The following is a 25561-nucleotide window of genomic DNA, read 5'->3' on the forward strand; positions in this document are numbered from 1 at the left end:
ATGGTACAGCAGACTCCCTCAAGCGTAAGCTACACTCATGCAGGCTCCCTGGTCTCAGAAGCGCAGCAGGAAGCCCAGATTGACCGATCGGGGAAGACGGTAGTTGAGCTGTCGAGCCACCGTATCCCGCACCCACCGGAGATAGCTCTGGTACTTCTCTTCTTGCGTCACGACCCCGTCCCGATTGAAATCGGCATCCGGAGAGTAAAGACGCCGACCAAAGCTGTCGTACTGTGCTGGACTGATGGTCTCGGGACGGTTTGGATCTGCGTCTCGATACCAGTTCGTCGCGCTGAAATCCCCTAACTGCCGGTTGAGGCTCTCTCCGTCGTAGTCAGGACTGCCGGTACGCTCGTAGACGGCAATCGGGTGGGTGGTGTTGAGTAGGTTGAAGACATCGATGTACAGCTCCAACGTGGCGCTGCGGAAAGCCTCTCCAAAGAGAGAACCAAGAGGAATTGCTCGCTGCAGCCGTAAGTCCACAGTCCAGTCCGACGGCTGCCGTGCACCATTGTACTCACCCACCTGATTCCCCTGGCGATCCCGCTTCGTGTAGGGAGTCCCAGTGGCAAACACCCCCGTAAAGTTCAGCGTCGTATTCTCAAAGGGTCGTAGCCCAGCAATGGATGGGCCCTCACCTTCACGGAGGAAGAAGGAGAGCGAGAAGTTCAGCACATGGCGACGGTCGTAGTCAAGGTAGTACTCGGTCAATGGGAAGGTCTTCGTGCCCGTGTAGGGGTCTTCGCCTGCCAGGATGGTTTGCCAGTACTGCGTCGTAGGCCCAGAGGCTGTACCACGAGCGTAGGAGAGGGTATAGTTGATGTCAAATCCGACGTTCCCCACCGGACGGCGCCGGAGTCGGACCTCCAGCCCTCGAACGTTCCCGTACTCAGCAACGGTGTACTCCGAGTACGGATCTGGCAGAGTCGGGACATAGCGAAGCCCTACCTGGTTGTAGATGTCCTTGTAGAAGGCCGTCACGTCTACTGCGAAGTCCTCCGTCAGTGCATGTGCATAGGAAACCTGGTACTGATTGCTCCGCTGCGTTCCCAGGTTGGGGTTGCCGAGGATTTGGTTCCCGCGGAGGCGGAAGGTATTCAGAGCGTCATACAGGAACGTCGGCTGAGGCATCTGCTGGAAGATACCGTAAGCGACCGAGAACGTGGAGCGCTCCGTGATTGGATAGTTCACAGAGACTCGAGGACTCAGATTCAGCTTTGCCTTTGCTGGGGCGAAGTATGCCTGGTCCTGAATTGGGATGAAGCGCTGGCTCTCGGTACGATACTTCGCGTTCGGCTGGAAGTAATCCAGTCGGAGCCCCACATTCAGGATCATTCCTCGGTAGGAGAACTGGTCCTGGATATAGGCAGCCACCGTGTAGGGCTTGTACGGTTTGCTCGTTAGCTCCCACACCTGTTGATTCTCAGCGTAGATGTTGCCACCCCAGCGGTCGGTGTAGACGTCAAAGAATGCGTTCCCATCCCACGGCAAGCTGTTGTAGTGGTGGTGGAGTGTTAGGAATCTAGCTTCAAATCCCGCCTTGAGGAGGTGCACCACTTCTCCTGCCTCCACTCGGCTAGTGATGTAGCCGTCTACCTGTAGGTACTCTGAGTACCTGAACTCAAAAGCCCGCTCATTCCCGGCAGCAATGAAGAAGCCCTGCAACCCGTACGGATTGCGGGTGCTCGTAGCGTTGCTACCTCCCTCCACGTATCCAGTCCACGGGTGGCGAATCGGGCGTACAGTGATGAGGTACCCATCTTCGCTCACCGTCTGTCCAGTAAGGAGCGTGTAGTGGTCAATGACTTTATCCCCAACCCCTCCCCGCAGCTCCCTCGGCAACAGCTGGTTACCCTCCACGACATAACGGTCCTGCGGATACCAGAGGCTGAACCCTTCAAAGAAATGGGGACGATCAAAGTAGTTCTTCACCCATCCGCGGCCAGGCTCGTAGGCTAAGTAGCGGCGCGATACTTCGTTGACGTTCCAAGTATTGGAGACCGTCAGCTCGTAGTACGTAGCCTGCCCCAAGGCGTGGGTGACACGGGCTAAGACGTTGCCAACGAACTGGTCTATGACCGCACGCTTTGCGAAGTATTCCTGGACACCGTTGGACTCTCCATTCACTATGCCCTCATCCCGAGCGTACATCCAGCCGATCGATGGCCGCTCGTAGTCCGTCAACCCAAACATGCCACCCACCAACAGGCTGATGTCTTTCGTGAGGGCGAACTTCAGCCGCGCACTGAGTGAGCGCATCCACGTCCGATCTTGCGGGAGCTGCCCCCAGGAGTTACCCCAGGGATCCTTCACATCCAGACCCGCATTCCGATATTGGTTGGTCAGATACTGTGCGCTTAAGTAGAAGGTCGAACCGCTCAGCAAGGGAATGGGTCCACCAAACGCCAGTTCGTAGTTGTACTCCTTCCGAGGCAGTCGCCGGAGTCCATTCCTTGCCGAACCGTAGAGGAAGGCAATATCGTCCGTGTAGAAGCGGAAGGTCGCTTCATAACGGTCTGTTCGTCCAGTCTTGGTCACCGTGTTGACCACACCTCCCAAGGCATTGCCGTACTCAGCAGCGAAATTGCCCGTTAGTACCTGCACTTCTTCAACTGCCAGATTGGTCACTGTTGGGAAGTAGCGGAAACCACCGTTGCCAAAAGCCCCAACGAACTGGTCAGCAATGTCCAGCCCGTCAAGCCGGATCTGGGTCTCAATGGCTCGGCTGCCACGGACAATGAAGCCATTTCCTGCGGCCAGCACACCCGGGGTAAGGAGCGCGACTTGTTGGACTGTCTGGCGCGGGATGTTCCGAATCTCTTCAGAGGTGACATTCCGTAGAGTCCCTATGGCGTACTTCTCCACTAGTGGGGCCTTCGCCTCCACTGTCACCTCCTGTACCCGCACAGCCTCAGGCTCCAACTGTACAGAGATCTCCGTCGTTTGGTCTGCAGAGATTCGAACCTGTAAGCGCACCTCCCGATAGCCAATGGCGCGTATGACGACAGTATAGGTACCGACGGGCACATTCACAATGCTAAATCGCCCATCCGGGCGAGCAAATCCTCCAAGGGTTGTTCCCTCTATCCGGACGGTCGCTCCGGGGATAGGTTTACCCTCTTTGTCCGTTACTCGTCCCGCCAGGACGCCATAGATACCCGCCCAGGTCACGCTGAGTGGGATCATGAGTCCAACTGTCCACAGCACAAGGCGCCGCATTCCACCCCCACGCTCTGTGAGACTTGACTATGGGTCGCAATCTGTGGCTCGGCAAATTTACCGGACCACAACTAGCTGCCGAACAACCGAGCCACTCGAATGGTGCAGCCGAAGGTAGTAGACCCCAGAAGGCAACTCGGCTGCGTCGAGCAAGAAGGAGTAGGGCTTGTTCGCCTCTGCCCATCCCTCGTACAGAGTCTTCACTCGGCTACCTACCGGACTGCAGAGCTCCAGCGAGAGCCATCCAGAGGACGAGGGGATGAGCTGAATGTGTCCTGCTTTCACTATTGGGTTCGGGTAGACCCGGAACTGAACGCCACCGCTGTGCGCTTCTTCATTCACGCCTGTTGGGAGGGCATATGTCATAACGTAGATGTCATCTGCCTGCCCTGACTGCCACCGGGCCCCCTGCACGAACGACCCGGGAACGCCCCCCGCTTGGTAGGCAATGACAGCATACCCTACTGGGCCACCCCGAGGAGCTGTCGGGAAGCTACAATCAACCCCATTGGGAGTGAGATTTACCGGTGGGGACCACGTGGTGTCGTTCAGTTTCGTAGTCAAGTAGATGTGTCCATAGCCGTAGACAGCTGTAGGCTCGTCTTCCGGAGCTATCGTATCCCCTTCGTTTGGAGCCGACATGACAGCATAAAGTCGACCCTGATCGTCTATGCCAAGTTTCAGGCGATCAACGTAGCCGCTTGCGATTGTGTGACGTACCTGTACTACTTGCCCGCCCCGCCCTACGACCGGTGGGGGAAGCGGGACCAGAACTCCCTGGGTTGCTCCCTCAAATCCATACACCCCCATGGGATATGCCCCTGCTACCCTCAAAGAGTCATAGTAGACCGTGTCTTCGATGACTTGCGCACCTAACCGCCTTACAACATGCCGCCCCTTTAGGAAATAGGCTGCTAGCGTTGCTAGCGCATGCCATCTGCCCCGATCGTCAACAAGGAAGCTGTAGTTGTCAACACCCGGGATTGTATCTGTGTGGAAGACAGTCACCCGAATCGTCGTGTCACCTGCGGTCGTATCTATGGTGCTCTCTTCGTATCTAGCAAACTGGAACTGTCCTGCCGCTAAGGGAACTGGTGGTGACCACGTGGCACCATTATCCGCAGAGAGCCGGAGGATGATTGTCGGCCCCGTCTCTAAAGGTACTGAAAGATAGGCAACGAGTAGTCGCCCACCGCCGGCTTCAATAATGTAGTGGTCCGCCCCCTGGATTGCTGGTGGGGCTTCGCCCCCTGAGAGGAAGACTTCGTCGCTCCATGTCCTACCTTGGTCAGTGGAGCGCCGGTAGGCGACTTGCCCAGCGTTGTTGCCGGCATTGTACGTGTAGACAACGTGCAGTGTCCCCTCTGCTGTGCTCGTCAGATATGGCCATAAACTTCCAGCCGGCCCTACATCAGTGACGGACCAGCTTTCATCGAGGGGGCCTTGGTTTCGCACGAACCTGAGCGGTGTATGAGACATAAAGGCTACCGCTCCTCCGGGTAATGCTGCTGCTGCCGGCCAACCCGTTCGCACTGCCTCGATTCGAGTCCAACCCCGCTGGGTTGGGATAACGCTGGGATTCTCCGGATTGCTAAGATCAACCGCTGCGTAGTACGTTCCCCGATCCCGGAAGCCACTATCAGGCTGGTCAGAGGATGCCATCCAGACGAGCTGCAGGACGTTCTCTGGACCGTACCAGACCATGCGGTTCTTGATGAGGAAATTTGTCTGCCAGTCGTACGTAGTGTTAGCAATTCTGACACCCGGAAGATTCTGGAGGGACCGTGCTGGCAGGCGGCGGAGTAAGGTTGCGCGCCGCTCGGCGACGAGCTCCATCCTCTGACCATTCAGAGGTATCGCCCGGGGCTCTTTCAGGGGATATAGCGGTATCCCCGACGGAATACGGAGGAGCTGAACGTCTGTTTTCGTGCTGTGAACTGCTACAGACCCTTCTGCCGAAGGTGTACCCATCAGCCAGATAGCAGCACCCATTGCAACCAAGGCACAGAAAGCTGGCTTCATTAGCTACACCCCTAGACCGAGTCCAACAACTGCCGCTTGCTTGCTGTGCTAATATAACAAGTCCGGTACACCCATTGCACTGCCTAAAGCTCACCAGCGCCTTAGCACTGAGGCTCACCGTTGCATTCCTCCGGCCATCACGACCAAACCGCCGCACCCCACCCAGGGCAACGGTCGAAAACCAAGGCCGCACTCCCACAGCCACTGAGGACACGATCTCCCAGAAGCAACGCCTGTACTTAACTGCCCGAGCTTCCCTCACCCACCGCATGCAGAAACTCCTGGCACCCGTGCACCCGCGACCGATTATCCCCCTCCCCTGGAGTGGCCACTACGACCGAGCATGGTGTCAGCGAGGGTCTCAACAGCAACACTCCTACAAGAGCAGACATAGCACCTTCCGTCTACCCATCCCTGTGATCGCAAGCTATTCCGCATCACTTGGCACAGTCAGCTCGAAGCCTCTAGTATCGCACGCTGTCTCCACGGGCTCGGCCAATCCACATTAACTAACGGTCCACCGACGCAGGTGGCAAGCCCCTCTTCAGGTACCATGCAGGGGTACTGGCAAGCCCACGAGCAACAGCAGAGTAGCTTCCTAACAGGCTATGCCAAGCCAACTTAGGACTATCGGGGCATCCCTCTAGGAGCGGAGACTTTGGGGCGATTTGCCTGCTATAGACTGGTCTCCCGACCAAGGGTGGAGCAGCCCCGTTGTTTGACCCCTTCAACCAGCCCGTTCGTCATCCCGTTCTGCGGCTCCAGACGTGCAGCCCTGCTACAGTGTCATGCCGAGGCCTTCCACACGCAGCGCCCCCCAATCCAGACCTCGGCTACGTGGTTGACACCGAAGTGGTAGACCATCTCCCGAACGTCTTGGAGCCGCAACACGAGGAAATCAGCGTACTTGCCGACCTCCAGGCTCCCCAGAAGGTGCGAACGTTCTAACGCGGCAGCCCCATTGAGCGTTGCTGCCACAAGGGCTTCCTCTGGCAGCATTCCCATGCACTGGCACGCCAAGGAGAGCACTACCTGCATGTTCTCGCAGAAGCATGAGCCCGGGTTGCAGTCAGTGGCTAGAGCAACGGGTACACCTGCCGCAATCAGCCTCCGTGCAGGTGCATATGGGAGCCGCAATGTGTATGCTGTCCCAGGCAGTAGAACGGCGATGGTCCCAGCACTTCGGAGAGCGGCGATGCCCGCATCGGAGACATGGAGCAGATGGTCAGCCGAGACAGCGCCTACCCGCGCAGCCAGTTCTGCAGCCCCAACGGGTGCCAGCTCATCAGCATGGAGGCGTGGACGCAGGCCGTAGTCCTGCGCCGTTCGTAGGATGCGCTCTGCCTCTTGCGGGGTGAAGTACCCTTCGTCCACGAAGACATCACAGTACTCCGCTAATCCCTCTGCTGCAACCGCAGGGAGCATCTCCTGGCAGATTAGCTCTATGTACTTGGAGCGACAGTTGCGGTACTCCGGTGGGAAAGCATGAGCTCCCATGAAGGTCGGCACAATTCGAAGGGGGAGCTCTTGCGCCAAGCGGCGAATTACGCGGAGGAGCTTCAGCTCGTCGGCTGTCGTCAGCCCATAACCGCTCTTGATCTCTGCAGTCGTCGTGCCATGCTGGAGTGCGCTCCAGAGGAGTGCCGAAGCTTGGCGGAACAATTCCTCCTCGCCAGTGGCGCGGACAGTACGCACTGTCGTCATGATACCGCCGCCCGCTGCGGCAATTTCAGCGTACGTCGCTCCCCGCAGCCGCTGGGAATACTCCTCGACCCGAGAACCAGAGAAGACCATATGCGTGTGAGCATCGACGAAGCCAGGAATGACGACTCGCCCCCCGACGTCCCACTCTGCTTCCCACTGGAGGAGCCCAGTAGACCTAAGCGAGTACGCCTCCGTCTTGGGCCCAACCCAAAGGATACGCTCCTCCACCACCATAGCGGCATCGTGCACGATCCCCAGTTCCTGCATGGCCTCCCCTACCTTGACCCGTGCGCCCTCTGCCCGGACGGTGACCAGTTGTCCAATGTTGGTCACCAAGAGCGCCATCAGAGCAGCGCCTCGTATCCCTGCTGCCGTAGGTAATTGACAAGCTGCCGCACCTGCTGGACATGCGATTTGGCGCAGCAGAGCACGGCATCGTCCGTGAGCACGACGACGCTATCACGCAGCCCCAAGAGCGTCACCAGGGGCTGCGGCTGTGTTCGGGCATCCACCACGATACAGCCCTGCGACTCCAAGAGGATGACGTCGCCGTTGACGACATTCCCATGGGCATCTGGCTGCAGGACCCGCTCCAACGCGTCCCACGCACCGACATCGTCCCACCGGAACGTAGCGCGAACAGTTGCAATCCGCTCCGCTCGCTCCGCAATCGCGTAGTCAACCGAGATATCCGGCAGCTCAGCGAAGACAGCCCCCAGCCCTGGATAGGCCCCCTCAACCGGCTGCCCCCACACCGAGCGGACTACCTGTCGAAGACCTTCCCAGTGCTGCCAGAACTGAGGTGCATAGATACGGAACGAGTGCAACAGCACATCCAGCCGCCAGAAGAACATCCCGCTGTTCCACAGGAACGAGCCGCTCTGGACGAACTCCTCTGCCACCTCTCGGCTGGGTTTCTCTCGGAAGCGCCGGGCGCTGTAGACCGAGATTCCTTCAGCATCCTCTAGCAGCGCATCCACTTCTATGTAGCCGTATCCCGTCTCCGGTCGTGTCGGCGGAATACCAATCGTTACGAGCTCTCTTCCCTGCCCAGCCCGGGCGAGCGCTTTCCTCAGACACCGTTGAAACTCCTCCACAGGCTCCACGAGATGGTCCGACGGAAAGGCTGCCACGACGACAGGGGCACCCTCTCCGAAGCGCTCTGCAACGACGGCTGCAGCCAAGAGTATACAGGCGGCCGTATTGCGTCGCATCGGCTCTGCAATGACGTTTGCTGGCGGAATCTGCGGCAGGGCGCGCCGTAGGAGGCTCTGCAGCGGAGCGGAGGTTAGAACATAGACGTTCTCCAGCGGGAGGACTCCCCGGAGGCGTTCCACAGTCTCTTCCACCAGCATCCGCCCTGACGGAGTCAAGCGTAGGAGCTGCTTCGGGCGCTGCTGCCGGCTCAAAGGCCAGAACCGCTCCCCGCTGCCCCCAGCCATGATGACAGCAACGGCCTCCATCGCTACCCTCACGCTGGGATTCCGCCGTACATAGGAATAACCGCGCCCGTGATGGCTCGCCCCTCTTCGGAGCAGAGCATGAAGATTGCGGCAGCAAACTCCTCAAGGGAAAGCCACCGCTCCTCCTCCCCGCCACGAGCCCACTCCAAGTTCGCCGGTGTGCGCAGGATAGAAGGAACTACAACGTTAGCCCGTACGCCGTACGGACGCCCCTCTTCAGCAGCAGCCTGCGTCAGAGCAATGACAGCGGCCTTGGCAGCAGCGTATGCAGCCTTCCGCTCTTCCGGACGGAGAGCAGCCTTTGCCGCTACTGTCACGATTGCGCCCTTGGTCTCTCGGAGTAGCGGGAGGGCGGCTCGGAGTACCAGGAAAGTCGTCGTGACGTTGAGCTGCAGCATCTCTGCGAGCACCTCCGGCGGAGTCTCCTCCAGCAGCATCCCAGCCCGAATGCCTCCAACTAAATGCACCACCGCATGGACCGGACGTGGTGCCGCAGAGAAGTAGGCCTCGACGGCCTCCTGCTGAGCCAGGTCCCCAATGGCAATGCTCAAGCGCTGTTGAAGTCCTGTGGGGAGGGTTTGGCGGAGTCGCTCGACACCTTCCGGAGTGTGACAATGGGCATGGACAGACCATCCCCGCTCCAGGAAGTGCGCCGTCACTTGCTGTCCAGCGTTCCCACTTGCACCAGTGATGAGCACCGTCGGCATCGGAGTTCTCCCACCCGTTGCACACGCATTCGCGTCAATAGATCACAAGAGGAGCCACCAAGCACTCGGCCGTCCCTACCCCGTAGAGCGCTTCTAACCAGTACGTCCCAGGAGCAAGCTGCTCCGTAGGAAGCCTTGCTGTCCAGCGTTGTCCCATCGAGCTCCATAAGCGGTCGGCCGGTAGCTGATATTCCCACACTCGGCGCCCGAGCCCATCCCACAGTTGGATTCGCTGCAGTGGAGAACCTGTCCCTGGCAAGAGCTCCGGGAGATCAGCGTAGCATTCGGCTCCACGAGCCGCAGGCGTTGGAAAGATACGGAGTGCAGGAGGTCCCGCAACTACTTCCTGGACTCGGACGGCATCGGGGAGCCACATACCACACGGCACCGTCGGCAGCCGTGTCACAGCGTACCATCGCCCAACGAGTTCATCTCCAGCGGCGCTCCGTACTATCACCCGCACCCATAGCGTCTCCCGGCCTTCCACGAGAGCAGCAGGCAGGTCTCCGTAGAACAGCACTCGCTCCCTCCCCCAAGCGGAGAGAGGAATGCTCCCCACGGTCTCTCCTCCGGGCCTCGATGCTAGCTGCAACGACGCGGAGAAGAGGGAAAAGGGAACGAGCGCATAGCTGGCAACTCGCACGCTCCCCGATGCACGTCTCCACACTGCTGGTGGGCCTACTGCACCACCGAGAGCTTGGAGAGCACGCCAGACATTGGGGACACCGTAACCCAGCAGCGTATCGGGCTGAGTAGCGTTGGAGGCCGTCTGCAGCAGCGCTTGCCGTATCCTCCACGGAGGCAGATCCGGCCGCGCCGCGACTAACAGAGCAACACTACCCGCTACAAGAGGGGTTGCCATCGAGGTTCCCGAGGCTCGCACGGCCGTGGTCTCTCCCGGCGCAGCCGCAACAACGGAAAGTCCCTGTGCTGCTAAACTTGGGCGCAATACCCCATTTCGCCACCGTCCTATAGAGCTAAACCACACGCGATTCCAGAGGCTATCCACGGCCGCTATGGCCAGGGCGCTATCGGCGTCTGCCGGGGAGACCAGTCCACGCTCCCCATCGTTCCCCATTGCTGTCACACAGATCACTCCACGCCGAGCCGCAGCCTCCAGTGCTTGGGCCACGATTGTCGTACGTCCATCTAGCTGCTCCGGCGTGTACGAGACCTCCGTACTGTCAAAGTCCCGGTAGCCCAGGGAAGAAGAGACAACGTCCACCCCCAGAGCCTCCATCCACTCCAAAGCTGCTGCATAAGCGTCCTCCTCGACATGCCGCTCTGCAGCAATATCCTCAGTCTTCGCTAGCACATACGTTGCTGTCGGGGCAACTCCAATGAGGGTATCGCGCCAGAGAGCCCCCACAACGGAGAGCACTAGCGTACCGTGCATGTCCTGCCGAGGATGCTCGCCGGGCTTGTTGGTGGTTAGCGTGTCCCCGAAGAGGAAGTCGTACTCTGCCCGAACCTTTAGGTGAGGAAATGCCGGATACCCACGCCAGCGGAAACCTGTATCCAGCAGCCCAATCCAGACGCTATCGCCTGTGATGCCCATTCGGTGGAGCTCCGGGACCGCCAGCATCTGGAGCTGGTTCCACGAGGGACCGTACTGGAACATTCCACAGTCTCCGAGCTGCTGGTTAGCTAGTGGAGCTTGGGAGCTCTCTGAGCCGCCCGGTACCGGAAGCGGCAGTACGAGCGGCACCTCACGGGTTGGCTGCACTGCTCTCACGAACGGCAACCGCCGAATACGTTCAATCCCGGCAGAATCCGTCCACACAACGACGTAGTTCTTCCACCGGAGACGCAGCCCAACCCGCCCCCATCGCTGAACGCTGTCCACGTACGGCTGGTAGATGGGAGCATCCTCTAGCGTGACCAACGAATCTTGCGGTCTCACCTTCGCTCTCCGCTGCAATGCCCGCGGAGAAAGCAACTGGATGGTCTGCTCATACAGCGGGCTACCCTGCCGAAAAGGCTCCGGCCCTTTATCCCGAAAGAAGACTCGCCACGCCTCTTGAGCCTCGGCTGTGGCGACACAGGTAGCTACTACCAGTGCAGCGCACGTCCTAATTCCCATGGGCTTCTTTCCGCGCCTCAAAATTACACACGCCCTTGCAGGGGCTGGTGCATAAATTTGCGAAGCCCTCGCGCTGTTTGTGTACCAATCTAAAGGCTGTCTCCATGGCACCCGCCTTTGCAGCGACCCTCTGCCTACTGGTACTCCTTGAGTCTGCAGCAGTAGTAGCCCAAGAGGACATCCTACGTCCTCGAGGTGCGCCCGTTGTAGCGCCATGGGAAGAGCCCACCTTACCTGTACTGCTCGGCATTGAAGCCGGGGGGAACTGGAACATGGCCTCACAAGTCTTGCGGTACTCGCCTTTCGAGCCCACAAACACCCCATCACGACTCTTCAGAAGTGGGAGCGGTTTCTCGCCAACTTTCAATGTGGGCGCGGACATAGGACTGACCCCACAGCTAGGGCTTGTCGTCCGTGCTGGGTATGACATCAAACAGTGGGGGAATTCTGGCACCGGTGAAGCAGACTGCATAGACTTTCTCACCGGTGCTATTAGGGAAGTGCCTGTCGCTGCCGAGTGGACCTTTGTGGTGCACTACATCACCCTCGGTGCTGGACTCCGCTACAACCTCACCCCACAACTCTGGCTTAGCGGCGGAGTCACCGCCCACTTCCACCGGACTAACCAGCAGAAGGAAAAGTACTCTGTCGATGACCCAGCGGGAAACTGTGGCTTTGTCAATCCAGCGGATGGCAGGCTCTACCGGACTTTGGAGATCACATCCGAATGGAATACGCCTCCTATGAAGAGCTCACGGATCGGCCTAGAGCTAGGAGCCGGGTACCGAATCATGCTGGGGTACAAGTTGTGGCTGGTTCCCCGGGTGCAATTCCAGCTCTTGTCTAGCTTTCGTGAAGATGTTCGCTCTCGAGACTCTTGGAAGCGAAGCGAAGGGATTGTTGACGTGATTGGGCGTGATGCTTCCCAGCACTCTCTCCAACTCCTCGTAGGGCTCTGGTTTGGTCTGTAACACCCGAACTACAAGTATGCAATGCCTGCAATCATCGCCGCTGTAGCGTTGGTAGTTGGGAATAGCCTCGTACTGTGGGCACAGATTCAGGCTCGCCCGAAGGGGTCCGCTGTCCAGGTCACGCCAGTAGATGCCCTCAACTCATCAGCGGACGACTTCGTTACCAGCATTGCTCGAGGGGGACGTGAAGTCTACCTAACCTCCAGCCGTGGTGGTGGGCGGCAGCGCCTCTACGTTGCGGAACGGCAGGGAGACCGTTGGGGGTCACCTCGGCGAATCGGTGGAGAAGTCAGCGACGCTACCCACGTTGGAGGTGCAACTCTGACGATGGACGGGAACCTCCTCCTCTTCGCTGCCTTCCAGCATGATCTCGGCGGCAGCGGACGGACGGACCTCTACAGTGCATACCGTTCAGGCGACCGCTGGACGAAAGTCGCTAACCTCGGAGCGGCCGTCAACTCTAATCACTGGGACTCGCAGCCCTGCATTGCTGCCGACGGGACCCTACTCATCTTCGCCTCCGACCGGCCCGATGGCAGTGGCGGCACCGACCTCTGGATGTGTCGTCGCGAGGGGAATCGGTGGTCAGCGCCAGTAGCACTCCGTACACTCAACTCCTCTGCTGACGATATGGCACCCGTTTTAGCAGCCGACGGGCGCACCCTCTACTTCGCTTCCAACCGTGACGGCAACTTCGACATTTTCGTCAGCCGCATGGGGCCAGATGGAAGCTTCGGAAGGCCGGAGAAGTTCGCTGCCCCGGTCAATACGCCTGCTGACGAGTATTTCTACGTCCCCCTGCCAGACCAGAATGCTGCCCTCCTGAGCCGCGCAACCTCTGCCGGGGATTTGGATGTCTTCCTCGTCGTCCCCAACCCGAATCCACCAGAGCCTGTGCTGATGGTCCAAGGGACGGTCCGTGATGCGTCCACTCAGGCGCCCCTTGGGGCAACGATGACGATTACGGACCTTCGTACGCGGCGAAAGATCGCTGAGCTCTATAGCGACGAGGAGACAGGCGAGTACTACGTTGCTCTCCCTGCAGGACGGACATACTCCATCACTGCCTCCCGAGAGGGCTACCTCTTCTACAGCGAGCGCTTTGAGGTCGGACGCGACATCGCCGTCAACCCCATTACGAAGGACATCCTGTTGACTCCCGCCGAGCGCGGGCGTACTCGACTGCTGGTCTTCTTCGACTTTGATAAGGCCGAGCTGAAGGAAGAGTCCCTGCCAGACCTGGACCGATTGGTAGAGTTCCTCAAAGCGTATCCCTCAGTGCGCATTCTCATCGAAGGCCACACCGACGACGTCGGAACTGATGCCTACAATGACCGCCTATCCCAACGACGCGCCGATGCTGTTAAAGACTACCTGGTCAAGCAAGGGATAGATGCTCGGCGCATCGAAACCAAAGGCTGGGGACGGCGTCGGCCCCTTGTCCAGGGAACCACAGAAGAGGCTCGGGCCCAGAATCGCCGAGTTGAGGTCTCTGTCATTCAGTGACCTCCGCTACCATGCCGACCCATTCAGCAGCACGGTTGCTTCTCATCGCAGGGCTGCTCCTCTGCTCAGATGACACTGCAGAAGCCATCCCGGCCTTTGCCCGCCAGTACGGGCTCTCATGTGCTACCTGCCACCACACTTTCCCAAAGCTCAATGCCCTTGGCCAGCAGTTCTCTGGCAGTGGATACATCTTCGAGGGCCTTCAGGAGAAGGCCTATGTCCCTAACACAGGCGACGACCACCTGAATCTGTTCGATCGTGTCCCACTGGGCTTCCGCTTCCAGCAATGGGCCGAAGTACGTGCTGATGGGAGCCGTGTTCGGCAGGACTTCAAGGCCCCATGGGCAGTGAAGTTCCTCACAGGCGGGGCCCTTGGGCGCATTGCCTCCTTCTACGCCTACGTCATCTTTGAGAAGGGTGAAGCTCCTTTCTTCGAGGACGCGTGGGTCCACCTCCATCCATGGGAAGGGTGGGGTGTGCAGTTGGGGCAGTTCCAGCCTTGTGACCTCATGTTCCCACGGGAACTGCGACTAACGCGTAGCGACTACGCCATCTACACCGTCGGCCGCTTCCCCTTGACGTACCAGCGTGGTGTCACCTGAGCCTACCCTGGAACCTTTCGGTCGGAGCGGTCAACGGCAACAGCATCGAAGAATACATCGGCGAAGATGCTGATGCTGACAACCGCAAGGTCTTCTTTGCCCACATCAGACTCCCGCTGAAGTTAGGGCTCTTCGGGCTCTACGGAGAGATGCCAGACACCGCAGGAACGCTCATCCGAGGCTACCGCGTTGGCTTGGATTGGCGGTGGATGCCGTGGGATTACACTGAGCTCTTCCTGCAGCTCCTCTACGGCTACGATAACACCCAGGCGCACGAGCTTGCCGGTGGCCTCCTGGGAGTTGACTACACGAACTTTCCGCATGCCGTCGCGTTTCTCGCTAATCTCGTCACCGCCCCCGTGGGCTCTGTCTACCGTCCACTGCGGCAACAGTCGGTAGCAGTCCAGTATAGCTTACTACCCGTACCGCAACGCTCGGATCTTAGCAGAGCTGGAACGCCAGCTCCTGCAGCCAGTCACCCGCCTCACCCTCGGGGTTGACTTCGCCTACTGAAGCTCCACTATGCTGAGGCCCAATGGCGGCCGTAACGGTGTACCGAGCGCGTGTGCTCTTGAATCCAACTCCTCAGCGCCGAGTAGAGTGCCTCTGGGACGGGGCCCTTATCGTCGAGGCCTCTAACGGTAGCATCGTTGCTCGCGCACCAACAGCAGAGCTTGGCCGTCATTTCTCCGGAGCCCCCACAGTGGACTTTGGTCCTCACAGCGTTCTACTCCCAGGCCTCGTTGACGTACATACCCACCTCCCGCAATATCCCGCAATGGGGCAGGATCGCGGCGAGCTGCTAACTTGGCTCCGGGAGCTCATCTTCCCGCTGGAGGCCCAATATGCTGACCCAGACTTCGCCGAACGGCAGGCCGAGTCCTTCTTCCGAACGGCCCTGGAGTTCGGAACTACAACCCTGCTCACCTTCGGTCCCCCAACAGTAGCAGCGACCTCGCGTGCCTTCACTGCTGCCGCCCGCGTCGGGCTACGTGTGTTCATGGGTCAGACGCTGATGGACCGCAACATACCGGTAGAGCTCTCCACACCTGCTGACGACGCTCTCCAGGCACTAGAGCGTATCGCTGGTGAGTGGCACGGATATGATGGGCGGCTCTTCTTGGCCGTTTCCCCACGCTTCGCCGGCAGCTGTAGTCTTGAGTTGCTCCAACTCTGCTCTCGGTTTGCTCAGCAGCACCAGCTCCTGCTTCAGACTCACCTGGCGGAAAGTCCTCAGGAACTACGCTGGATCGCCCAGCTCTTTCCAGACTTTCCTGACTACACGGCCATCTACGAAGCTGCAGGTCTCCTAACGCCGCGAACGATCTTCGCGCACTGTATCTACCTCTCCCCGTCCGAGCAGGCGCGCCTACGCTCTGCCGGATGCGCCATCGCACATTGCCCGCGCTCTAACGTGTTCCTCCGGAGTGGAATTATGCCACTGCGCCGGTACCTCCGGGAGGGCTTTCGCGTAGGGCTAGGTACTGACGTTGGAGCCGGCTACTCGCTGTCTGTGCTGGAGGAGGCCCGCTATGCCTGCGAGATAGCAAAGCTACGCACCTTCTTAGCACCTGAAGAGATCCCGACAGAGATTACGCCAGAGGAAGCCCTCTGGCTCGCTACACTCGGCGGAGCCCAAGCGCTAGGGTTGGAGCACCGGATCGGCTCTCTGGACCCCGGCAAAGAAGCCGATTTCATCGTCACGGATGCATCTGCGTGGGTCCCTCCTGTGACTCTCCAAGGCTTAGCCCCAGAGGCGCTCTTCAGCCGACTTCTCTACACAGCCCCTCCAAGCTCCCTCAAGGCGGTCTTCGTCCGCGGACGCCGACTCCGTTGAATCGGCTCAGCAGCTCAGATGGGCATTTCGTAGATGCGGTACCGCTTGTAGAGCCGTGCTCCCAACGCCTTCTCCAGCGGATTGCGCATCGCCCAGTTATCCTCCAGCACCCAACTGGCCTCGGCAAACCGGATGCCCTTCCGTAGTCCCCGCATGCCCAACTCATAGTAGAGGACGGCATCGGCCCCTAAGTTCTGGTACTCTGGCAAGATGCCCAGGACCATGATCCGCATAGCATCGATCCGCTTGCGCTTCGTTGCAAGGTGCCAGAGTGCCCCAAGCAAGCTCCCTGAGCGGTTGAAACGGAGCACTTGGTTGATGTCGGGGATAGCCAGAGCGAAGCCGATTGGTTCCTCTCCTCGAAAGGCAAACAGTGCCAACTCTGGGTCTGCAACCTGCCTAAGGCCAGCCACCAAGAATTCCATCTCCGCATCCGTCAACCGGACGAAGCCCCAATTTGGCTGCCAAGCACGATTGTAGATGAGCTTGATGCGCTCCACGTCCTGTCGGAAGAGCCGTCGATCGCGAAAGTCCATGCCCCGCACCCAAATTCTGTAGCGCTCCCGCACAAGCTGCTGCCCCCGCCGCAGCTTCTCGGAGAGGAACTGCTCCGTCAAGAGGTAGGCAAGCAAGTCCTTAGCCTTCTGGAGGCCGCAGGCCTCCAACAGCTCGGCATAGTACGGCGGATTGTAGGGCATCATGATCGCTGGAGGGCGGTCGAAGCCGTCTATGAGTAGTCCACACTCGTCGTTCATGGAAGGGTTTACAGGTCCACGGATGCTCGTCTTCCCTTGGCGTCGCAGCCATTCGGCCGCTGCTTCCATCAGGATACGCGCAACGCCTGTATCAGGGACACACTCGAAGAAGCCGAAGAATCCCACAGCGTCCTGGTGGAGCTGATTGTGGAGCTCATTGACAATCGCTGCAATCCGCCCCACGGGTTCCGCTCCGTGCCACGCGACCCAGAGGTGCATACGGGCATGGTGGAAGAAAGGATTCCGGCGTGGGTCCAGCAGCTTGCTTTGCTCTGCCTTCAGCGGAGGTACCCAGTTCGGATCGTCCCGGTAGAAGCGCCATGCAAGACGGATGAACTGGCGCCGCTCTGAGGGGTCTTCGACTGAGAGAGGAACGAGCCGAATGTCCATCACTACCGCAGCCTCTATGCTACAGGCGCTCGATGCTGACCAGCCGCCAGCGTCCGTCTGGCCGTAGTTCAAAGAGGAAACGCTGCCGGAGTCGCTCGTACGTCCACAGCTCTCGCGGAGGGCTCTCCGGTAGGAGCTCCCGGTGGAGGTGTGTTGGAGGGCCGTAGAGGATGTAGATCTTCCCCCGCTCCGTCTGTGCACCGTCTGGCTCCACAACGGACTGGAAGGCGAAGTAGGCGTAGTCCACTCGGCGGAAATACACGGCCATAGCCTCATTGTAAGCCGTTGCCGGCGTAGGATCACGCTGTTTCCAGTATTGCCAAATCTTTCGCCACTGCTCCTGCTGCGATCCCGAGCGCAGCCGTGACCACGCCTCCTTCGTCAGCAGGTAGTACATGCTCTGCACTGCATACGAAATCCGGCGTAGTGACAGCGGCATCGTTGCCCAGACGACTCGGAACTCCCACCGAAGCGTGTCCGTTGGCTCCTCGTCCCGCCAGAGTAGGAGCTCGTAACGCCCAGGCACCAGCTCCGCAGTTGTCAAGAGGGACTCGATCCAAGCCCCAATCCCGCTATCGGAGCGCACGCGGTACCGAGGGAGAGGATGCTCAACCCGCTCTAACCTCCCCGGACCTTGCGCAACAAGCCCTGCAGAGAGTTCCGGTGTGCTGTCCCACCATCGTTCGCCTCCTGCTGGAGGCAACTGTCGGCAGCGATAGCGGTACGACTGCCCGGGCTGCAGCCGAGCATCCCACAGGAGGAGCCGAACCGTGTTGACCCCAAACGGAATAGCCCCGCCAAGCACGAACGGCGCAATGAGCTCTCGCTCCGAGGTGCTTGCAAACAGAGGTGCCTTCCACTGCTGCCGAGAGACAGGAAGATCTTGCTGGCGGACTTCACGATGCGCCAGAAGTAGTTGTAGGCGGCAACGGTGTACCGAGGCCGGTACTACTACCTCAATGGCGCGAACCCAAGCGGAATCCCGTGACAGTGTCGCCTCGTACTGCTGCACCCAGAGCGTATCGCGTACTTCCAACCGGCGGCGCACAATCCCCACAGTGTCCAACAACTCCGTGCCCAACTGCACTAAGGCCCGAAAGCCCCCACGGATGGTCTCTTGCTCAAACGGCAGTACGGCATACGCAACTCGCACGAGCACCACAACATGCATGGAATCAGCCCCTTCCGGCAGAGCGTAGAGCTCTGCAAACCATCCCTCGCCGAACTGTCCGAAGAAGTAGCGCCCCAGCAACTCTGTGTCTTGCTGTGCGACACTCTCACTCCAGAGGACAGCAGCACACAGGTAAAGCTTTACAACCCACCGCCTCATTCACAGCTCCTCCGATCGTACCTTACCCCATGCGCGGAGCTCCTGCAGGAAATCCCAAAGGATCAAGGCTGCTGCCAGCCGGTCACTTTGCCCCCGCTGGCGGAGCCGCTTACGCGAAATCCCCAAAACCCTCATAGCTTCCTGCGCTCGCCGAGTGGAGCCTGTCTCATCGTAGACATAGACCGGCTGTGGAAAGCGCTGGCGCAATTGCTTGACAAACGCTCGGAGAGCCTCCAGGACAGGGCGCGTCCTCGGGGACTCCTCGCCGCCGACCGGCATCCCGACAACAAAGGCTGCAACGCGCTCGGTCTGCACGACCCGCTGTAGTTCCTCCCAGAAGCGAGGGTGATCGTACCGCAACACCCCGCCGGGAGTGACGCTCAAGTGAAGCTCATCGCAGACAGCCCACCCCACACGGCGTAGTCCAAAGTCGACACCCAACAGGCGCCGTCCTCGCAGCTCCTCCGCCATGACAACCTCAGCCATGGGCAGTGCTCTGCTTTCGGCGGAACCACAGTCGGACGCGTGCTCCTCCCTCTGGATTGTTGCCCCACTCGACCCTACCACCTTGGGCATCGACCAGCTCCCGGACAATGCGCATTCCCAATCCTGGCTCTACAGCCTCCGCAATCCCCGGACCGTTGTCGCATAACTCTATCAGAACCCAGCTCGACTGCGGGGAGGCCAGCACAATGATTTGTGCATCCTCCTTTCCCCGGACAGCCCTCCACGCATTCTCCACTAAGTTGGCCAACACGTGGAAGAGCCACCGGCGATCTCCTTCAAGGAACAGCGGAAACGGAGGCTGGATGAGCCGAAGCACTCCGCTACTGACGAGATCCCCGTAGGCTTCCGAAAGCTGTGCCCACAAATCCCTCACCTCAGTCCATGCCTGGGCCGGAGCAGACCGGGCCAGACTACGCGCACTCTCAATCCGAGAACGCAACCGCCGAAGTACCTGGCCCATCCTCTCCCTGTCACCCTCCTTGAAAGCCCTGTCTAGCCAATTAAGCTCCCCATAGAGTTCATGGGCCAAGACCCCTGCCAGCCGAATCTGCTGCTCCTCCAAGAGCTGAGTCAGCTCGAGTTGCCACTCCCAGCGGGCTCCAAGAGGAACATGCAGCCACCACTGCTGGCCCAACCGCTCCAATCTGAGCTGTGCAGCAGCCGGCCGCTCTACGGGTCTTCCGAAGGGGAGATTGTCTCTATGGTCCTCCACGGACTTGGGTTGTCCTCCACCTACCTGGCTCTTTACCGCTAGCGAAGGGTCAGCTCGGTAGCGATTCGGCCGGAGTTCAACAATCCGGGAAGGACTCGAAGCCATCCCACGCTGCAAGAAGCGGAAGACAGCACGTCGCAGCGCGGCTCGCCAGATCCGGTACCCAGCGATTCCAAAGAGAAGAGCAACCCCTCCGACTCCCAAGCCATACCCAAGCCCGACCAATGCCCTCCGCACCAGCGGCACTGCGGAGAGCCGCCAGAGCTGAATTCGCCGACCTGTAGCGAGGAGAGCACTCGCGCCAAGACTGGCCACTAAACGAACGGAGCCGTCTACCTCTGCCTGAGCGTGGACTCCACCAAGGTCACCAACCACGAGCCTTCCGCCGGTCACCACCCACCACCATCCGTACGCACTGTGGAGAGTTGCATCCCCACCCGCAGGGAGAGTTGCTATGGGCTTCTCTCTGTCCAAGCGACGCAACCTCCACTGTGCATCCTGCTGATCCAGCCATACTGGAACGGTTGCGTCTCCGTCCACCAGGATAGCTACCTGAGATACGGGGGCTGGAAATCTCCTATCAGACTCCAGGCCTCCATCGGCCCTCCATACTCTCACTCGTGTCTCCCTCTCCGAGTGCTGCTCGGCAAGGGCTATCCGACCATCTGGAAGTATCCACACCTGGGCGCTCTCCGGCTGCTCCACCGCCGTCAGCCATAGAGGGGAGCCAGAACGCCACACGCGGTACAGTGCCCCCCGCATCCCTTCGCGTCTCACCCACGCTGCCAGTTCCTGTATCGGGTCTCCAGCAACGTAGGCTACTTGGTCTGCCACCCTCTTCCACTGATCCTGCTCACGTTCGTAGGTCCATACACCCTGCCGGCCGGCAAAGAGCCACCATCCTACGCCTATAACGGGTATACCCCCCTCGGCTCCCTCTGGTCCTCCCCTCGCTGCTAGTCGGACCCGCTCATTCCCTTGAGCATCCACTCCGATCCACTCGAACCGCCGTCCATCATCAATCAGTACCCAGACCAAAGAATCGCCAACCACCGCCCAACACCGCCCCGGTAGCCTGGCAGCAACCCCATCGTGCCGCGCTCGAAGCAAGGTTAGCTGCGTAGCATGGGGAATCCCCCAAGCCTCACTCCCGACAGTCGTTATGCTTGCCCAGACAGTGTCGGCTCCCTGTACAACGGCCACCACTGCGTCATCCCCAGCGCCTTCAGCCTCGAGCCGAAGTTCTCCCACTGGTGTCTGCCAGATTCCACAACCGCCGAGCAAGAGGAAGCCTACGAGACCGATTGGATTTCGCATACGCAGAACGCTGCAATCCCTTCTTCCCGTCCGACGAACCCAAGGTGCTCTGGGGTCGTTGCCTTCACCGACACCCGCTCTACCGGTATCCGGCACAGCTCTGCGATCGTATGTCGCATCGCCTCCCGATAGGGAGCAATCTTCGGCTGCTGTAGCACCACCGTTACATCAACATTCACGACTCGGTAGCCCTGCTCCGCAAGCAGCCCAACTACCCGCTCAACGAAGACGCGGCTGGAGACGCCCCGGTACGCTGGGTCCGAATCCGGGAAGTGCTCCCCAATGTCTCCCAGACCGGCAGCTCCCAAGAGGGCGTCGCAGAGGGCGTGAAGCAAGACATCCCCATCGCTATGAGCCAGCACTCCCTTCGGCGAAGGGATCTCTACTCCACCAATGACCAACTTGCCTCCGTCCACCAGCCGATGAACGTCGTAGCCAAACCCGACCATCTCGCAACATCTGTCGACCTCCTCAAACAAAACTACAGGCTTTTCAAGTAGCGCTGCCGTCAGCCGGGAACTCCCTGCAAGCCACCTTATGGCTGTCGGATGTCTGCCCGATTGTGTATATTTGCGCGCGTGTAGCGTCAGTGTGCATGTCCCATAGATAGTAGATGAGGCCATAATGCTACAGCGGGCTCTCTTGGTGCTGACCTCTTTGGCATCGTTGGTCCTACTCCATCTCCCTGCATCAGCGCAGTCCTGGCTCTGGGCGCGCCGAATTGGTGGTGCTTGCTATGACTACTATGTGTACCCCATGCGGGTCGCCTCCGATGCCCAAGGCAACGTCTACGTGACGGGGTACTTCTACTACTACTTCACCGCCGAAGGCGTGACATACTACACCTACAATTTCGGCGCTCATGTGGACATGTTTGTGGCTAAATACAGTCCTACCGGGGTCCTGCAGTGGGTCCGGGTTGGTGGTGGCACCGGTAGTGACTACGGTTACGGCATTGGGGTTGACGCCAATGGGAACGTCTACGTTACAGGGTACTACTACAGCAATCCTGCTGTTTTCGGAAGCTGGTCGTTAGCGGCAGCAACGACACCTGATGTCTTCCTGGTCAAGTACGACGCCAACGGCAATGTCCTGTGGGCTGCTCGTATGGCGGGGACTTCGACGGACATCGTCTACAACCTTGCTGTAGATGCCAACGGAAACAGCTATCTCACTGGCTATTTCAGTAGCTCAACCACGTTCTTCTCTGCCGGTTCCACTACAGGCACTACCCTCCCGGCCGTGGGAAGCGGTGTAGAAGCCTTCGTCGCTGTCTATAACACCAACGGAGTCTTCCAGTGGGCACGAGCTATTGGTGGGAGCTCCTCGGAGTATGGATATGGCGTCGGGGTAGACCAGAGCGGCAACGTCTATGTATCGGGCTACTACTACAGCAACCCCATCTATGTAGGCTCAACTGCAATGTCTCTGTCCGTCGCCTACGCCACTCCTGAGATCTTTCTGGCGAAATTCAACCCCAGCGGCACCGCTCTCTGGGTAGCTAACGCTATGGTCGGCTCCAGTACAGAAATCTTGTACGATATGTCCACTGACGCTTCGGGCAACTCGTTTCTGACAGGCTATACCACTTCTAACCCCGCGTATGCTATCTCTGCTGCCGGGAGTGGTGGAGGGACGATCACGATTAGCCGTGGCACTACTACTGCTCAAGCCTTTGCCGTCCGCTTCAACACCAATGGGGTTGCGCAATGGGGGAGCATCGTCGGTGGTACCGTCTCTACGTATGGCTATGGCATCGACGTTGACAATAGGGGGAACATCTACCTGGGTGGTTACCACTACGGCAGCTTCACCTTCGGAAGCTCCACAATCTCGGTGAGCGCAACCCCCGACGTCTTCATCTTGGTGTGGCAAAGCGATGGCACAGCCGACTTCGGCGTAGCAGCTACGGGTAACAGCACCGATATTCTTTACCACCTACGTGTCTCCCGCCCACGTCGAGAGGCGGCTATTACTGGGTATTTCTTGAGCACGCCTCTCACCTTTGGCAACATCAGCATTAATAATGACAGTTACACCTCTGGCTGCTACTACTACGCAGCAGGGTTCTTGGCCACCATGCGTGTGCGTCCTAACTTGGATGCCGGGATTGTAGGGCTTGCCAACCCACAGCCACCCTTTGCTTCGGGCAACCAAGGCGTGACAATCCGCCTACAGAACTTTGGACGGCAACCTATCACCAGCATTACCGTTGCATGGTCTGTGGACGGGACGCCGCAGTCCCCGCAGACGTGGACTGGAACACTGAGCTCAGACGCTGTTACGACGCTTACCCTGGGCACACTCAACTTCGCACCCCGGACGATCGTGAACCTGCAGTTCAGCATCACTGCCGTCAACGGGCTAACCGATGAGGACGCTTCCAACAATGCCCTCACTGCTCAGCGTGCGCCAGCCCTGGCGGGTGCCTATACCATTGGCGGCACAAGCCCCGATTTCCCCAGCTTTACGGCGGCTGCCAACTACCTCCATATCGGCGGTGTCCTGGACACGGTCACCTTCCGCGTCCGTAGTGGAGTCTACACAGAGCAGTTGAACCTCAACGCCACAATACCAGGCGCTGGGCTTCCAACGCGCCGGATTACCTTCGAGTCCGAGTCTGGCAATGCTGCCAGCGTTACGCTGCGATACGCTGCTACTTCGTCGCTGGATAACTTCGTCGTGCGCTTGAACGAGCTCAAACACGTCGTGCTGCGCAACCTAACAATCCAAAATACGGGAGCGTCGTTCGGGCGCGTCATCTGGCTGACTTCTACCAGCTCCAGCTTGGGAGCTGGCTGCGACGACGTCACTATTGAAGGGTGCCAGCTCATCGGGCGTAGCTCCACGAGCACGGCAACGGCCGACGCCGTTGTCTACGCGTACGAGAACAACCACAATAACCTTGTTCTGCGCAACAACACGATTCGCAATGGCAGCGTCGGTGTCTTTGTCGGTTCTTGGTGGTTCCCACTGACAACAGGGCTGCGGTTGGAGGGCAACACTATCCGCGACTTCTACGTTGGCGCACTGTATGCTCTCTATTTAGACGCCCCTGTTGTGGTACGGAATCAACTGATTGGGTCACCCACCTCTATCGCCTCGGGTGGATATTACCTGTACTTCCTGTTCAACGACAACGCTATCACGGTGGAACGCAACCACATGTGGGGCATGCCTGGCGGCAGCGGAGTGCTCGTCAACTCGTTCTACAGTTCTGTTGCTGCCACGGCGCGTATCGTGAACAACTTCATCGAGATCGGGAACAACACAGCGAACCTGTCCCGTGGCATAGACATACGCTCGCGCTCGAATATCGCTATCGTGCACAACAGCGTCAACGTGCGCAGCACGAACGCCAGCTCTGCAGCCTTCTACAGCGCTGCTGGGAGCAGCCTGCGGGTTACGCACAACATCTTCATCAACAGCGGGACAGGCTGGGCGATCTGGGCCAACAGCGCCTTTGCTGCCAGCCCCAGCGCGTGCAACTACAACAACCTCTACAGCGTCAGTGGTCCAATTGGGTGGTTCGGGGGCAGCAATCGGCAAACTCTCGCTGACTGGCGAACTGCCACCAATTATGATGCGAATTCGATATCCAAACCTGTTCCCTGGGCATCAGGTACCGACCTGCACTTGACGCAGGTGGATGAGCCTTTGTACACGGGTGTACCGCAGAATGCCGATGTGCCCGTTGACATTGACGGCGAGGGCCGGCGTGTCTGGTACATGGGTGCCGATGAGGTGATCCCTGTCATCACAATTACACAACAGCCTGTGGACACGACGCGAGGCTGCCTGGGAACCTCCACGACGCTCCGTATCCAGGCTACTGCCACCTTCAACGCACGCCTCTCCTACCAGTGGCTACGGAATGGCGCGCCAATCCCTGAGGGATACGATGGCCGTTTCTTCGGCACTACAACCCCAACGCTGTCTATCCAAAACACAAAGCCAACTGACGAAGGTGCATACGCCTGCCTGGTTACAGGCAACAGTGGTGCAACTCCCGTGCTGTCCAACCTGAGCATTCTCATTGTGTGGTCGCCGATTGAAATCACGCAGCAGCCTGAGTCACAGTTTGCATGCGTAGGCGGAGAGGTTGTGCTGGGGGTCCTTGCCAACGGGACCATCTTCGGCTACCAGTGGCAGCGGGAGACCCCTGCAGGATGGCAAGACATCCCTGGTGCAACGCAGGGGCAGCTTCGACTCAGCAACCTGCAGTATTCTTCGTCCGGGCGATACCGGTGCGTACTCTTCGGTACCTGCGGTACGGAGCAACTCCCCACGGACCCGGCTGTGGTCTTCGTACTAGGCGATGTCCAGTTTACGGCAGCGCCCGACACTGTTGCCACTGCCCTCGGTGGTCGGGCGGAGCTGAGTGTGGAGGCGGAGGTTGTGGGGGCGCCGCCGACGTACCAGCCGCAGTACCAGTG

The 25561-nt window shown here is 59.4% G+C and carries 17 protein-coding genes; 6 read left to right on the plus strand and 11 right to left on the minus strand.

Annotated elements, in window-relative coordinates:
• Nucleotides 1-54: 54 nt before the first annotated feature.
• The 6 genes from NZ960_08295 to NZ960_08320 form a co-directional block, all read right to left on the minus strand.
• Entirely contained in the window at nt 55-3219 is a 3165-nt protein-coding gene (locus NZ960_08295; protein MCS7177590.1) for a TonB-dependent receptor, read from the minus strand.
• Nucleotides 3220-3276: 57 nt separating this feature from the next.
• Nucleotides 3277-5055, minus strand: a complete 1779-nt coding sequence (locus NZ960_08300; protein ID MCS7177591.1) for a hypothetical protein — start codon at nt 5053-5055, stop codon at nt 3277-3279.
• 972 nt (nt 5056-6027) lie between these two features.
• On the minus strand, nt 6028-7290 hold the full coding sequence (gene hutI, locus NZ960_08305; GenBank protein MCS7177592.1) for an imidazolonepropionase: 1263 nt from the start codon (nt 7288-7290) through the stop codon (nt 6028-6030).
• Entirely contained in the window at nt 7290-8408 is a 1119-nt protein-coding gene (locus NZ960_08310) for a sugar phosphate nucleotidyltransferase (protein MCS7177593.1), read from the minus strand. The genes hutI and NZ960_08310 overlap by 1 nt, the downstream gene beginning before the upstream one ends.
• 8 nt (nt 8409-8416) lie before the next feature.
• Nucleotides 8417-9115 (minus strand): SDR family oxidoreductase, encoded by a 699-nt coding sequence (locus NZ960_08315; GenBank protein ID MCS7177594.1) that lies wholly within the window; start codon nt 9113-9115, stop codon nt 8417-8419.
• Between the two features lie 34 nt (nt 9116-9149).
• Nucleotides 9150-11198: a S8 family serine peptidase gene (locus NZ960_08320; GenBank protein MCS7177595.1), complete on the minus strand. Its 2049-nt coding sequence runs from the start codon at nt 11196-11198 to the stop codon at nt 9150-9152.
• Between the two features lie 104 nt (nt 11199-11302).
• Here NZ960_08320 and NZ960_08325 point away from each other — a divergent pair, with 104 nt between their 5' ends.
• The 5 genes from NZ960_08325 to NZ960_08345 all read left to right on the plus strand — a co-directional run bounded on the left by NZ960_08325 (nt 11303) and on the right by NZ960_08345 (nt 16114).
• A complete protein-coding gene (locus tag NZ960_08325) occupies nt 11303-12169 on the plus strand; it encodes a hypothetical protein (protein MCS7177596.1) in 867 nt (288 codons plus the stop codon).
• Nucleotides 12170-12190: 21 nt separating this feature from the next.
• Complete coding sequence (locus NZ960_08330) at nt 12191-13675, plus strand: OmpA family protein (GenBank protein ID MCS7177597.1); 1485 nt, start codon at nt 12191-12193, stop codon at nt 13673-13675.
• A gap of 11 nt (nt 13676-13686) precedes the next feature.
• The gene (locus NZ960_08335) at nt 13687-14277 is read left to right on the plus strand and encodes a hypothetical protein (protein ID MCS7177598.1); all 591 of its coding nucleotides are present in this window, start codon (nt 13687-13689) and stop codon (nt 14275-14277) included.
• A gap of 149 nt (nt 14278-14426) precedes the next feature.
• The gene (locus tag NZ960_08340; GenBank protein MCS7177599.1) at nt 14427-14777 is read left to right on the plus strand and encodes a hypothetical protein; all 351 of its coding nucleotides are present in this window, start codon (nt 14427-14429) and stop codon (nt 14775-14777) included.
• 35 nt (nt 14778-14812) lie between these two features.
• Nucleotides 14813-16114: a guanine deaminase gene (locus tag NZ960_08345; GenBank protein ID MCS7177600.1), complete on the plus strand. Its 1302-nt coding sequence runs from the start codon at nt 14813-14815 to the stop codon at nt 16112-16114.
• 14 nt (nt 16115-16128) lie between these two features.
• On the opposite strand, the gene NZ960_08350 is transcribed toward NZ960_08345, so the two are convergent.
• From NZ960_08350 to ispF, 5 genes are read right to left on the minus strand one after another with little or no spacing between them, the layout of a single operon-like run.
• Entirely contained in the window at nt 16129-17259 is a 1131-nt protein-coding gene (locus NZ960_08350) for a GNAT family N-acetyltransferase (protein MCS7177601.1), read from the minus strand.
• Between the two features lie 19 nt (nt 17260-17278).
• Nucleotides 17279-18589 carry a GWxTD domain-containing protein gene (locus tag NZ960_08355; GenBank protein ID MCS7177602.1) on the minus strand — a complete coding sequence of 437 codons (1311 nt, stop codon included), beginning with the start codon at nt 18587-18589 and terminating at the stop codon, nt 17279-17281.
• Nucleotides 18590-19075: a Holliday junction resolvase RuvX gene (ruvX, locus tag NZ960_08360; GenBank protein ID MCS7177603.1), complete on the minus strand. Its 486-nt coding sequence runs from the start codon at nt 19073-19075 to the stop codon at nt 18590-18592.
• Nucleotides 19068-21125: a HAMP domain-containing histidine kinase gene (locus NZ960_08365; protein MCS7177604.1), complete on the minus strand. Its 2058-nt coding sequence runs from the start codon at nt 21123-21125 to the stop codon at nt 19068-19070. Before NZ960_08365 ends, ruvX begins: the two co-directional genes overlap by 8 nt.
• Entirely contained in the window at nt 21101-21574 is a 474-nt protein-coding gene (gene ispF, locus NZ960_08370; protein MCS7177605.1) for a 2-C-methyl-D-erythritol 2,4-cyclodiphosphate synthase, read from the minus strand. Before ispF ends, NZ960_08365 begins: the two co-directional genes overlap by 25 nt.
• 175 nt (nt 21575-21749) lie before the next feature.
• Here ispF and NZ960_08375 point away from each other — a divergent pair.
• Nucleotides 21750-25561: SBBP repeat-containing protein (locus tag NZ960_08375; protein ID MCS7177606.1), on the plus strand; the 3812-nt coding region annotated here is incomplete at its 3' end.

The organism is Candidatus Kapaibacterium sp. (assembly GCA_025059875.1).
GTDB lineage: Bacteria > Bacteroidota > Ignavibacteria > Kapaibacteriales > HRBIN21 > HRBIN21.

Excerpts from the sequence above, each read along its gene's own strand:
- NZ960_08295 (MCS7177590.1), bottom strand. The coding sequence starts at position 3,219 with ATGCGGCGCCTTGTGCTGTGGACAGTTGGACTCATGATCCCACTCAGC.
- NZ960_08300 (MCS7177591.1), bottom strand. The coding sequence starts at position 5,055 with ATGGAGCTCGTCGCCGAGCGGCGCGCAACCTTACTCCGCCGCCTGCCA.
- hutI (MCS7177592.1), bottom strand. The coding sequence starts at position 7,290 with ATGGCGCTCTTGGTGACCAACATTGGACAACTGGTCACCGTCCGGGCA.
- NZ960_08310 (MCS7177593.1), bottom strand. The coding sequence starts at position 8,408 with ATGGAGGCCGTTGCTGTCATCATGGCTGGGGGCAGCGGGGAGCGGTTC.
- NZ960_08315 (MCS7177594.1), bottom strand. The coding sequence starts at position 9,115 with ATGCCGACGGTGCTCATCACTGGTGCAAGTGGGAACGCTGGACAGCAA.
- NZ960_08320 (MCS7177595.1), bottom strand. The coding sequence starts at position 11,198 with ATGGGAATTAGGACGTGCGCTGCACTGGTAGTAGCTACCTGTGTCGCC.
- NZ960_08325 (MCS7177596.1), top strand. The coding sequence starts at position 11,303 with ATGGCACCCGCCTTTGCAGCGACCCTCTGCCTACTGGTACTCCTTGAG.
- NZ960_08330 (MCS7177597.1), top strand. The coding sequence starts at position 12,191 with ATGCCTGCAATCATCGCCGCTGTAGCGTTGGTAGTTGGGAATAGCCTC.
- NZ960_08335 (MCS7177598.1), top strand. The coding sequence starts at position 13,687 with ATGCCGACCCATTCAGCAGCACGGTTGCTTCTCATCGCAGGGCTGCTC.
- NZ960_08340 (MCS7177599.1), top strand. The coding sequence starts at position 14,427 with ATGCCAGACACCGCAGGAACGCTCATCCGAGGCTACCGCGTTGGCTTG.
- NZ960_08345 (MCS7177600.1), top strand. The coding sequence starts at position 14,813 with ATGGCGGCCGTAACGGTGTACCGAGCGCGTGTGCTCTTGAATCCAACT.
- NZ960_08350 (MCS7177601.1), bottom strand. The coding sequence starts at position 17,259 with ATGGACATTCGGCTCGTTCCTCTCTCAGTCGAAGACCCCTCAGAGCGG.
- NZ960_08355 (MCS7177602.1), bottom strand. The coding sequence starts at position 18,589 with ATGAGGCGGTGGGTTGTAAAGCTTTACCTGTGTGCTGCTGTCCTCTGG.
- ruvX (MCS7177603.1), bottom strand. The coding sequence starts at position 19,075 with ATGGCTGAGGTTGTCATGGCGGAGGAGCTGCGAGGACGGCGCCTGTTG.
- NZ960_08365 (MCS7177604.1), bottom strand. The coding sequence starts at position 21,125 with ATGCGAAATCCAATCGGTCTCGTAGGCTTCCTCTTGCTCGGCGGTTGT.
- ispF (MCS7177605.1), bottom strand. The coding sequence starts at position 21,574 with ATGGTCGGGTTTGGCTACGACGTTCATCGGCTGGTGGACGGAGGCAAG.